The sequence below is a fragment of the Peribacillus sp. B65 genome (assembly GCF_058513295.1).
Genome location: NZ_CP195840.1, coordinates 139,642 through 152,051 on the forward strand (window position 1 = coordinate 139,642; position 12,410 = coordinate 152,051).

10 protein-coding genes are annotated in these 12,410 nt (G+C 44.3%); all 10 read right to left on the reverse strand.

Features of this window, described 5'->3' with window-relative positions; translation table 11 throughout:
• Positions 1-119: 119 nt before the first annotated feature.
• Positions 120-1,142, reverse strand: a complete 1,023-nt coding sequence (ftsY, locus tag ACSR9O_RS00680; protein WP_230177524.1) for a signal recognition particle-docking protein FtsY — start codon at positions 1,140-1,142, stop codon at positions 120-122.
• 27 nt (positions 1,143-1,169) lie between these two features.
• A complete protein-coding gene (gene smc / locus ACSR9O_RS00685) occupies positions 1,170-4,733 on the reverse strand; it encodes a chromosome segregation protein SMC (RefSeq protein WP_230177526.1) in 3,564 nt (1,187 codons plus the stop codon).
• A gap of 24 nt (positions 4,734-4,757) precedes the next feature.
• Positions 4,758-5,498 carry a ribonuclease III gene (gene rnc, locus ACSR9O_RS00690; RefSeq protein ID WP_101224626.1) on the reverse strand — a complete coding sequence of 247 codons (741 nt, stop codon included), beginning with the start codon at positions 5,496-5,498 and terminating at the stop codon, positions 4,758-4,760.
• Positions 5,499-5,762: 264 nt separating this feature from the next.
• A complete protein-coding gene (locus ACSR9O_RS00695) occupies positions 5,763-5,996 on the reverse strand; it encodes an acyl carrier protein (protein ID WP_034313729.1) in 234 nt (77 codons plus the stop codon).
• Between the two features lie 57 nt (positions 5,997-6,053).
• On the reverse strand, positions 6,054-6,797 hold the full coding sequence (fabG, locus tag ACSR9O_RS00700; RefSeq protein WP_101224625.1) for a 3-oxoacyl-[acyl-carrier-protein] reductase: 744 nt from the start codon (positions 6,795-6,797) through the stop codon (positions 6,054-6,056).
• Positions 6,794-7,741: an ACP S-malonyltransferase gene (gene fabD / locus ACSR9O_RS00705; RefSeq protein WP_101224624.1), complete on the reverse strand. Its 948-nt coding sequence runs from the start codon at positions 7,739-7,741 to the stop codon at positions 6,794-6,796. Before fabD ends, fabG begins: the two co-directional genes overlap by 4 nt.
• A 27-nt stretch (positions 7,742-7,768) precedes the next feature.
• Positions 7,769-8,755: a phosphate acyltransferase PlsX gene (plsX, locus tag ACSR9O_RS00710; protein ID WP_230177528.1), complete on the reverse strand. Its 987-nt coding sequence runs from the start codon at positions 8,753-8,755 to the stop codon at positions 7,769-7,771.
• A gap of 24 nt (positions 8,756-8,779) precedes the next feature.
• Positions 8,780-9,337 carry a transcription factor FapR gene (gene fapR, locus ACSR9O_RS00715; protein ID WP_034313744.1) on the reverse strand — a complete coding sequence of 186 codons (558 nt, stop codon included), beginning with the start codon at positions 9,335-9,337 and terminating at the stop codon, positions 8,780-8,782.
• Between the two features lie 119 nt (positions 9,338-9,456).
• A complete protein-coding gene (gene recG, locus ACSR9O_RS00720; RefSeq protein WP_101224622.1) occupies positions 9,457-11,508 on the reverse strand; it encodes an ATP-dependent DNA helicase RecG in 2,052 nt (683 codons plus the stop codon).
• Positions 11,505-12,389 (reverse strand): L-serine ammonia-lyase, iron-sulfur-dependent, subunit alpha, encoded by an 885-nt coding sequence (gene sdaAA / locus ACSR9O_RS00725; protein WP_101224621.1) that lies wholly within the window; start codon positions 12,387-12,389, stop codon positions 11,505-11,507. The genes recG and sdaAA overlap by 4 nt, the downstream gene beginning before the upstream one ends.
• Between the last annotated feature and the right edge of the window lie 21 nt (positions 12,390-12,410).

The window sequence follows — 12,410 nt, forward strand, 5'->3', positions numbered from 1 at the left end:
TGCAAAGCATTATTTTTTTCTTTATTCCGCTTTTTTAGACCTTTATGCAATTGTTTCCCTAATTTGCACAGTGAACGAAAAACCAGAAGAGAATTATCTCTTCCGGCTTACAATTTTTCTTAAACCTCTTCTTTATCGATGATATCAGCAAAAAGGCCATAAACATATTTCTCAGCATCGAATTCCTGTAGATCGTCCATTTTTTCACCTAGCCCGACAAATTTAACGGGTATGGCCAATTCATTGCGAATTGCCAAAACAATTCCGCCTTTTGCGGTGCCATCAAGCTTTGTTAAAACAATACCGGAAACATTGGTCGCTTCCTTGAATGTTTTTGCCTGAATGAGGGCATTTTGTCCAGTTGTTGCGTCAAGGGCAAGCAACACCTCATGTGGTGCACCAGGTACTTCACGTTCAATTACACGTTTCACCTTTTCCAATTCCTTCATTAAGTTCACTTTATTCTGTAAGCGACCGGCAGTATCACAGATCAGGATATCCGCTTTTCGTGCCTTGGCGGCCTGAATGGCGTCGAACATGACCGCTGCAGGGTCAGAGCCTTCACCCTGTTTGATTACACTGACGCCGACACGCTCTCCCCAAACCTCAAGCTGTTCAATCGCACCGGCACGGAAGGTATCCCCTGCAGCCAATACGACTGATTTACCTTCCATTTTGAATTTATGGGCAAGTTTACCAATGGTCGTCGTTTTACCTACCCCATTAACCCCTACAAACAAAATGACCGTCAAACCCTCTTCTTGTATATTCAGGCTTGAAGTCGCTTCATCATCACCTTGGTAGATTTCCACTAGCTTTTCGGAAATAACGGACTGCACTTCCCTCGTATCAGAGATATTACGAAGCTTGACTTCCCTTTTCAATTGATCAATCAGTTCCATCACAGTATCAAAGCCTACATCTGCCTGTATCAGGATTTCTTCAAGTTCTTCAAAAAAGTCCTCATCCACTTTCCGATAACGGGCAACAAGTTCATTAACCCTTCCAGTAAAGGAATTCCTCGTCTTTGTCAAACCTTGCTTGAATTTTTCCCCTATGGATACTTCTGCTTCGACTGATTTTTCTTTTTCTTGTTCTTCCTGGGTCGTAAATTTCTCTTTTAGCTTTTTGAAAAAACTCATTGTCCCACTTCCTCTAATTCATGAATTTTAAACTTCAATAAAGTTTTCTGATTCTTCCATCCGGACGGAAACAAGTTTGGAGACGCCTGACTCTTGCATCGTAATGCCATATAGGACATCTGCTTCTTCCATCGTGCCTTTGCGGTGAGTAATCACGATGAACTGCGTTTCCCTGCTGAACTTCCTTAAAAATTGACTGAACCGGACAACATTCGCCTCATCAAGCGCTGCCTCGACTTCATCAAGGATACAGAAAGGCACCGGACGCACTTTTAGAATGGAGAATAAAAGGGCGATGGCTGTCAATGCTCGTTCTCCCCCGGATAAGAGACTCAAGTTTTGCAGTTTTTTCCCGGGAGGCTGTGCAATGATATCCACACCTGTATTTAGTAAATCATCCGGATTTGTCAGTTTCAGCTCGGCTCTGCCTCCGCCAAATAAAGCTTTGAAGACTTGTTCGAATTCTTCACGGATCGAATAGAAGGTATCCGCAAAGCGCCGCTTCATTTCATCATCCATTTCATCGATGACCTGGAATAATGTATCCTTCGCCTGTTGAAGGTCTTCCTTTTGACTTAGAAGGAATTCATAGCGTTCAGCTACACGTGCGTATTCATCAATTGCACCTAGATTCACCGTTCCCAGTTCCTCGATTGCAAGCTTGATGAGCTTCACCCTTTTTTGAGCTTCTTCTGCAGGCATCATCAATGGATACTGTTCTTTAGCACCTTCAAAGGAAAGGGTATATTCTTCTCTCAAGTGCTCGAGACGATTTTCCAGTTCGACATCCAGACGAGTTAATTTCACTTCTTCATCCTTTATCACTTCGACAATGCCTCTATAAAGTCGATTTTCTTCTTTCAAGGACAATTCAAGCGATTCAACTTCCTTTAGAAGCTCGTTTTTTTCCTGTTTTTTTATGGTGATTCCTTCAATTGCCCCATTTTTGTCAAGCAATTTCTGCTGAGCCATATCTTCCAGTGACTCTTCCCCGCTTGAACTGTCTGTCATTTCATTGGTAAGGAGGCCTAAATCATCTTTGTTTTCGGCAAGCCTGCTTGTTTCCTTTGAAAGATCCGATTCAATGCGTTCCATCTTCTCTTTTTGGTTTTGCAGCTGGCCACGCTTGGAGGCAAGCATTACCCTCAGTTCATTCGTTTCTTCAGCAAGGTTCTCCTTTGAGGATTGTTGGGATTGCTTTTGTTCCGTCATTTCGGAAATCAACTTGTCAAGCCCCTCAATTTCCGATTTACATGAGTCCAAAAGTTCTTCCAGCTCTTCAAGTCTTGCTGTTTTTTGCTGCTGTTCTTCTAAATATGAATTTTTATCCAAATCATAAAGATGCAGCCGTTCATTCACATTTCTTTCCTGCAGCTCCACTTCACGGAGTTCACCCTTAAGGGTTTGTTCTTGTAAACGAAGTCTCTCTCCTGTTTTTCTGGTTTGTTCAAGCGTTTGCTCTTGAAGACCCACATCCACTTTGAGCTGTTTGACTTGCTTTTCTAGCTGATTCGTTTTAGCTTCCATGGCAGCAAGTTTTTGTTGGAGCTCTTCCAATTCCGTTTTCCTTGAAAGCAGGGAGGTCGTTTTTTGCTTTAAGGCTCCGCCTGTCATTGAACCGCCTGGATTGACGATATCCCCCTCAAGCGTTACGAAGCGGAAACGGTGCTGCATCATTTTCGCCAGGTCATTTGCGCCTTTTAAATCAGTGGTGATGATCACGGTTCCCAATAGGTTTTCAGCAATCGCTGCATGCCTATCATCATATTGGATCAATGAGGAACCAGTCCCTACAAAAGCGGAATGGCTCTTCAGCATCGATAATTGGTTAGCTGATATCTCTCTTGCCTTTATGACTGATAAAGGCAAGAACGTCGCACGCCCATACCTATTTTTCTTCAAGAAGGAAATGGCTTCCCGTGCATGCTCCTCGCGTTCCACGACAACATGCTGCATGGCTCCGCCCAGAGCCGTTTCGATGGCCGTTTCATATTCCTTTGGAACCTTTATCAATTCCGCAACTGCCCCTTCAATGCCTGGAAGGGTTTCTTTCGCTTTCAAAACCTCTTTTACACCCTGAAAGAAGCCTGCATAATCATCTTCCATTTCTTCAAGCAGTTCCTTACGTGATTTTGCCTGTTGAAGGAATTGATAGGCCTTATAAAGGGTGGTTTCTTGTTTTTGATACGTATCTTTTGCCGCATTCAATTTATTCTGCTGATTTCGGAAATAAGTGACATGCTCTTCAAGTTGCTTGGTCATATTGTCCATCAGCTTTGAATATTCCACTTTTTTAGCAGTGATATCCATTCTTTCGGTTAAGAACTTTTCATTTTCCATGTCAAGTTTAGCATTTTTATGTTCCTGCTGTGTTAGCTGCTGGAGCAGGTATTGTTTTTCGTTTTTAGCCGATGCCTGCTTGTTCAACCACTCGATATAGTCACTCTTTTTCGCTTCGATCATCGCTTCGATATCACTATTGAATAGGCCCAGGCTTTTTTGTTTTTCATGTAAGGTTTCAGAAATCCCCTTCACTTCCAAGTTCAGTGCATTCAGGATTTCCGTTTCTCTTTCCTTTTGCAAAGACAGACGCTCGACAGCAGCCTCACCTTCCACAATCGCTTTTTCCAGCTGTGACTTGTTTTGGGCGGCATTCTTTTTCCGTTCTTTCAAAACTTCTTTACGGCCTTCAAGCTTTTCAAGTTCTTCGCTGGCATTCAGGAGAATTTCCTGAAGACCATTGATCGATGTCTCAAGCGTCGCAAGACTATCCCTTAGCTTTTTGAGATGCGCTTCCCTATCATGAAGCTGTCCTGCCATTTGCTGTTCCATTTCATTATGTTTTTCAAGTTCCTGTGATAGTTTTTCCCATTTTTCATAAAGTTCTTCTATTTCAAAAACGGTTAAAGCCACTTCTATTTGCTCAAGCTCGTCTTTCTTCGCCAAAAATTCCTTGGCGAGGGAAGACTGAATTTTTAACGGCTCCACCTGCCCCTCCAATTCATGGAGGATATCATGGACACGGTTTAAGTTATCCTGTGTTTCCGTCAGCTTCGATTCCGCTTTTCGTTTTCTCGTTTTATACTTCAGGACACCGGCTGCTTCTTCAAAAATCACTCGTCTTTCTTCAGACTTACTGCTAAGGATTTCTTCCACTTTCCCTTGGCTGATGATGGAAAACGCTTCTCTCCCAAGACCAGAATCCATGAAAAGGTCTATGATGTCTTTCAGACGGCAACCTTGATTATTAATGAAAAATTCACTTTCTCCCGATCGATATACACGTCTTGTCACACTGACTTCATGAAAGTCAATCGGCAGGGAATTGGTCTCGTTATCAAGGGTCAATGATACTTCCGCAAAATTCAACGCTTTCCTCGTGTCACTTCCCGAAAAGATGATATCTTCCATTTTTGCTCCACGCAGTGATTTCGCAGACTGCTCTCCAAGTACCCATCGGACTGCATCGGTCACATTACTTTTACCGCTTCCGTTTGGTCCAACCACTGCCGTGACACCAGGTACAAAATCAATCGAAATTTTCTCTGCGAAAGATTTAAATCCTACAACGTCCAAACGTTTGAGGAACATGACCTTTCCCCCTCTACTGTTCAACTATCTTGTTGATTTTTTTTCTTTTAAAACGATCAATGCATGCTCGGCAGCATGCTGCTCCGCTTCTTTTTTGGACTTTCCTATTCCAGAGCCCAGCTCTTCCCCATTCAAGGAGACGGTCGAAACAAACTCCCGATTATGAGCCGGTCCTTTTTCCTGCAAGATCTTATATTGCAGGACACCGATGGCATCACGCTGGATCAGCTCCTGAAGCTGGCTCTTATAATCCATCACATGAGAAAAAGCACCCTCGTCTATCTTCGGAAACACGACATTCGTCAAAAACTGAACAACTGGCTCTAATCCTTGATCAAGGTACAAAGCACCAATATAGGCTTCGAATACATCCGCAAGCATGGCAGGGCGTTCTCTTCCGCCTGTCATTTCTTCCCCTTTTCCGAGCAATACATATTCCCCGTAAGAAAGACTATTGGCAAAAGCAACAAGTGAAGGCTCACATACAATGGCTGCCCTCAGTTTGGTAAGTTCACCTTCGCTCATCATCGGATATTTTTGATATAAGTATTTAGAGATGGTCAGTTCAAGTACAGCGTCTCCCAAAAATTCAAGCCTTTCATTATCTTCATAAGGCTTACGGCGATGCTCATTCACATAAGATGAATGTGTAAAAGCTTGTTTCAATAAATTTTCATCTTTAAAATGAAAACCCAGATTTTCTTGCAACTGTTTAAATTTATTATCCTTGATTGATGGTTTACGATTATTTCCGTTCCTACGCATCACACAAAACCCTCCACAACGGTTCAAAAAGCATATTTTTCCAATATATAAAAAGAAACCTGGCAGGAATTCCTGTCAAGCTTTCCTATGTACCATCATACATTATTATCCGCTTAAAGAAAACCAATGGCAAAAGACCACTGCCATGCAGGCGGTGCTTACCCGCGTACATGCTCATTCCCTTATCTGACGCGGCATCAAACTTCTTTAGCAATAAGAGAAAGCCCCGTTAAAAAACGGAGCTTTTAGTCAAATGACAATTCATTACATAGTGCTTTGTATGTAATTCACAGCATCACCTACTGTGGCGATTTTTTCAGCGTCATCGTCCGAAATTTCCATATCAAACTCGTCTTCGAATTCCATGACTAGTTCAACTACATCCAGGGAATCGGCACCAAGATCTTCTTTGAAAGAAGCTTCAAGTTTTACCTCTGATTCTTCTACGTTCAAACGATCTACAACGATTTTGGTTACTCTTTCTAATACATCTGCCAATGTGTTCACCTCCCCTCAAGACATTATAAATTAATTTCGAAAAAAATCAAAGAAAACTTACATGACCATTCCGCCATCTACATGAAGTGTTTGCCCAGTCATATATTTGCTGGCATCGGAAGCGAGGAAAGACGCCACTGCAGCAATATCTTTAGGGTCACCGAACCGTGCAAGCGGAATTTGGTCCAGCATGGCTTTTTGGACGTCTTCAGGCAATTCCCCGGTCATATCCGTTGAGATGAAACCTGGGGCAATCGCATTGACCGTAATGCCTCTTGAAGCAAGTTCCTTTGCCGTGGTTTTAGTCAAACCGATCACACCAGCTTTAGCCGCTACATAATTAGCCTGCCCTGCATTTCCACTGACGCCGACGATCGATGCCATATTGATGATCCTGCCGCTGCGCTGCTTCATCATTTGCCTTGTAACCGCCTTTGTGCATAGGAACACGCCTTTAAGATTCGTATTGATCACAGAATCCCATTCATCTTCTTTCATACGCATCAATAGGTTATCACGTGTGATACCTGCATTATTAACCAGGATATCCACTCTGTCAAACTGTTCGATGACCTCTTTGATCATGCTTGTCACCGATTCACTATTTGCAACATCGCATTGGATGGCAAATGCTTTACGGCCCAATGCCTTGATTTCATCAACCACTTCATTCGCTTTAGCTTCACTGCCGGAATAGTTGATGGCAACGTCTGCTCCCTGACGGGCAAGTTCCAATGCAACTTCCCTCCCAATACCTCGTGAAGCTCCCGTTACAAGTGCTTTTTTACCTTCGAGGATCATGCTTGTACCCCCTTCAATGTTTCAATTGTTTTAGTTAGAGTATCTATATCGGAAACCGAATGAATTTGAACGGAACGATCGATTTTCTTTATCAATCCGCCCAATACTTTCCCCGGGCCCACCTCGATGAACGTATCCACGCCCAATTCAAGCAGATTTTTCACGCTGTCTTCCCAAAGGACCGGTGAATACAGCTGTTCGATTAATTTTTCTTTAATTTCAGCAGGTGCTGTAATGGGCTTAGCCGTTACGTTTGAAATGACAGGAATTTCAGCCTGTTTGAAGCTTACTTCATCGAGGACACCCTGTAACTTTTCTGCTGCCGGTTTCATTAATTCCGAATGGAACGGTCCACTCACTTCAAGAGGAAGAGCACGTTTAGCCCCATTTTCCTTGGCTTTTGCACTTGCAAGTTTAACACCTTCGGAGGTGCCTGAAATGACGATTTGCCCTGGACAATTGATATTGGCCAATTGAACGGATTCACCAGTGGCCGTAATTTCAGAAGTGACTTCAGATAGAGCTTCACGGTCCATTCCCAATATCGCAGCCATTGAGCCTTGGCCATTCGGTACCGCAGCTTCCATGAATTCACCACGTTTACGCACTGTATATACGGCATCTTCAAAAGAAATTGCGCCAGATGCCACTAATGCCGTATATTCACCCAAGCTGTGCCCGGCTGTATAATCTGGTTTGATCCCCGCTTCTTCCAGCTCCTTGACAAAAGCATAACTCGTGGTCAATAAAGCAGGCTGTGCATTATAAGTCACCGTTAATTCTTGTTGTGTGCCATTAAAGATCAATTCGGAAAGTGGGAAATCAAGTTTTTCATCTGCTGATCGAAAAATTTGCTGAGCACGCTCGTTTTCCTGAAATAAGCCATGCCCCATTCCTATTGATTGTGATCCTTGTCCTGGAAAGACAAAAGCAATTTTACCCATATGTTACTCCCCTGCCTCTATGATTTATTATTGTTTTTCTATCGTCTCCGCAATTGTCGATATGACGTCATTTCTAACCATATCGCGAGTCTGACGTATTGCATTATAGACTGCATTCGCATCTGAAGAACCATGAGCCTTAATGACAGGGGCCTTCAAACCGAAGAGGCCGGCACCGCCATACTCCGAGTAATCCATTTTATTTTTTATGCCTTTTAGTTCAGGCTTTACCATTGCTGCGGCCAGCTTACTCTTTAGGTTGCTCATCAAGGCCGCTTTCACCATTTTAAATACACCCATAGCAGTACCTTCAAGCGTCTTTAACACCATATTTCCCGTGAAGCCGTCGGTCACGACAACATCTGCCGGCCCGCTTAGGAGGTCCCTTGCCTCTACATTGCCTATAAAGGATATCTCCGATGATTGCTGCAGTAACGTAAAGGCTTGCTTAGTCAGTTCATTCCCTTTTTTTTCTTCTGTTCCGATATTAAGTAATCCGACACGGGGCTTTTCGATTCCCCGAACTTTTTGAGCATAAACAGACCCCATTATGGCGAATTGAAGGAGATGCTCCGGTTTCGCATCGGAGTTCGCGCCTACATCCAGTAGTACAAAACCTTTGCCATCGATTGTCGGAAGGGTTGGAGCCAACGCCGGACGTTCAATGCCTTCTATCCTTCCGACCACAAACAAGCCTGCAGCCATTAGCGCCCCTGTATTGCCTGAAGAAATGCATGCATCCGATTCTCCGTCAGCCACTTGCTGTGCAGCCAAGACCATCGAGGCGCTTTTCTTGCGGCGAACCGCACGAACAGGTTCATCGGTGCTTAATATTTTTTCATCAGTATGTATAACCTTTATACGGCCATGTTTCGCTAAGTATTGGTTAATCTCCGATTCATTGCCTATCAAGGTGATTTCCACATCGGAAAAAGCCTCGACAGCTTTCATCGCTCCCAAAACCTGTGCCTTGGGAGCATTATCGCCACCCATTGCATCTATCGTTATCTTCATTATCTTTCATCCTTTACTAGCAAGTTAAGAGCGATACATTTCGAACTCGCCTTTAAAAACCAGTTCATTACCCACGTAGCTTCTAACCTCCACCACGGAACGATCGTTGGTGTGGTCCACGTTTTTAACCCTAGCTTTAGCTACCACTCTTTCATTTTCCTTTACAGAACGAGTAAATAAAATGGATGCTTTCGCAGTTAATGCCAATTCATCATTTATGACTGCTACAGCCAATGAATTTGCTTGGGCAAAAAGGTGATGTCCCCTCGCAATTCCATTCCGCTTAAAGACATGCTCCTTATTTATATCCAAAATCGAAATTGCATTGTCATCTAAATTAAGATCAATTACTTCCCCGATGATTTCATCCAAAGGCAATGCCCTGATTTCGTCACTGAATTTTTTCTCGGCCACGCTTTTAATACGTTCACGCAGTTCCGGTATCGATAATTCAAGACGGTCAAGCCTAATGGTCTGGACGCTCACCGAATATTTTTCAGCCAGCTCCTCATCCGTTACAAAAGGATTCTGTTTAATCGTTTCGATTAATAATTGCTGGCGTTCCTTCTTATTTCTTCGCATTTGAAGGTCACCATCCGTAGTATTATGACTAGGTACTAATAGTAGTATATATATTTTAAAAACAGATTGCAAGATATTGAGTAAAATCTCACAATCTGCTATTGGGTTTTTGATTCAGTTCAGTCCAGCTTTTCTCCCGTGAATACTCCCGTTCCCGCTAAATAGTTCCGCAGCGGTGCATACTCAGGGGAATGCCAAAAGCTTTGGGAGGCAATCAATTTTGCAGCATCTTCCCTTGCCACTTCCAAAGTCCTGTAATCATGGACCATGTCGGCTACCTTGAACTCGGGAAGGCCGCTTTGTTTTTTACCGAAGAAGTCCCCGGGGCCGCGTAGTTCCAAATCTTTTTCGGAAAGGGCGAATCCATCGTTTGTCTCGGTCATGATTTTCATCCGTTCTTTGCCGACTTCCGTTTTCGGATCAGCCAGCAGGATGCAAAAGGACTGATCGCTTCCCCGTCCAACCCTTCCGCGCAACTGATGCAACTGTGAAAGCCCAAAGCGCTCCGCATCATAAATGACCATTACCGTTGCATTTGGAACATTCACCCCAACCTCGACAACCGTCGTGGAAACAAGGATTTGTGCTTCATTGGCACTAAACTGCTGCATCACTTCGTCTTTTTCATCCGCGGGCAGCCGGCCATGCATAAGACCAACTTTGTACCTGTTCGCAAAGTATTGAGTCAGCATTGCATGAACATCGAGAACATTCTGTAAAGAATCGAGTTTCTCCGACTCCTCAATCAATGGACAGATAACGTAAGCCTGTCTCCCTTTCTTTAGTTCCTTTTCGACGAATGTTAAGATCCGATCAAGCATTTGGTGTTTTGCCCAATAGGTTTCTATTGCTTTACGCCCGGCAGGCATTTCATCGATCGTCGAGACGTCCATTTCCCCAAACACTGTAATTGCAAGCGTTCGCGGAATCGGGGTAGCCGTCATGAAAAGTACATCTGGATTTGTACCCTTTTCACGAAGGATCCTGCGCTGCTCCACGCCGAAACGATGTTGTTCATCCGTTATGACAAGTCCGAGATTCCGAAAATTCACTTCATCCTGAATCAATGCATGTGTTCCTATCAAAAGATCTAGCTCCCCGGATTCCAGCATTTGCAATAGTTCCTTGCGCTTTTTGCCTTTTACCGAACTTGTCAACAATGCGACCTTCACTCCACTTGGTTCCAACATCGCCTTTAGCGATTGAGTATGCTGCTCAGCCAAGATTTCCGTCGGGACCATTAATGCACCTTGGAAACCTGCTGTAATCGTCGCCTTCAGGCATATCGCGGCAACCACCGTTTTTCCAGACCCGACATCCCCTTGAAGCAGGCGATTCATCCTGTAGGGAGATTTCATGTCATTCATTATTTCCTCGACGACCCTATTCTGAGCGTTCGTCAAAGGAAAAGGGAGAGTTCCAACAAAGGCTTCCAGCTGCTCCATGTCAAACTCCTGGCCAATTCCTTTTGACTGCTCCCGCTGCACTTTACGAAGTGCCTGCATTTTAAGTTGAAACAATAAAAATTCTTCATACACAAAACGGCGGCGAGCCTTTTTCACCTCATTGGCCGATTGAGGGAAATGCATGGTACGAAGAGCGTCGTTACGCGGCATCAGCTTGTATGCGGACAATAATTGCGGAGGCAGATTTTCTTCTATCATTGCCCCATATTCAGAAAATGCATTGGAGATAAAACGGCGGAGCCCTTTGACAGTAATGCTGCCCTTCACAGAGTATACCGGTTCGAACTCTTTCTCCCGGCTACGATCGCCAACGTGGCATTCCGAGCCTGTAATGGTTTGGCGATGACGATCCCACTTTCCTGTTACCGTTACGGTTTCGCCTATCGCAAGCTTCGGCTTCAGATATGGCTGGTTAAAAAAAATCACATTTATTAAATATCTCCCAGTTAACACTTTAATCGTAAGCCTGGATTTTTTCTTTCCGAAGTACCCTAATGTAGGCACCGTATGAACTTTGCCTTCTATGGTAACCCGCTCATCATGCTCGACCGTTTCTAAATCCCTCAATCGGTAATCTTCATAGCGATATGGGAGGTGTTCAAGGAGATCCGCGACGGTATGGATCTCCATTTCCCCCAAAGTTGCCGCCGTTTCGGCCCCAATGCCCTTTACTGCTGTTATGGGTTCCTGTAAAGCGGGACTCACTTCTTATTCAGCGGCAAGCCAAAGATTTTGGCTTCCAACTCCCGTCCAGTCGGTGTAGCCGCTAAACCTCCTTGTGCAGTTTCCCTAAGAGCCGATGGCATCGTTTGCCCGATTTTGTACATCGCATCAATCACTTCATCACACGGTATGCGGCTTGTGATCCCCGCTAGCGCCATATCTGCGGCAACCATAGCATTGGCTGCCCCCATGGCATTACGCTTCACACAAGGCACCTCCACAAGCCCAGCAACAGGGTCACACACAAGGCCAAGCATGTTCTTTAATGTGATTGCCATCGCTTCTGCACTTTGTGCAGGTGTCCCTCCTGCCATTTCAACGATGGCTGCCGCCGCCATGCCCGAAGCAGAACCGACTTCAGCCTGACAGCCTCCTGCGGCTCCTGAGATAGAAGCATTATTCGCTACAACAAAACCAAACGCCCCTGCTGTAAATAGAAACTCAATTTTCTGTTCCCGATTCGGCTTTAACTTATTTTGCAAAGCAAAAAGGGTCCCAGGCACAACACCGGCAGATCCGGCTGTAGGTGTCGCACAAATCGTTCCCATGGCTGCGTTCACTTCGTTTGTTGCCACCGCTTTGCTTACCGCATCCAGCAGCAGTTCACCGGATAAGGAATTTCCTGATTTAATGTAAGTCTGAAGAAGGACTGCGTCCCCTCCCGTCAAGCCGGAAACGGACCGGACACCTTGAAGTCCTTTTTCAACTGCCTGTTCCATTACATCCAGGTTGACTCCCATCTGGCGGATGATTTCTTCACGGCTTTTTCCCGTTACTTCCATTTCCTGTTCTATCATCAGCGTTGAAATTTTTTTTTGCTTTGATTCAGCTAATTCTACTAATTCCGCTACATTACGAAACATGATTTCTTCTCCTTCCTAAGT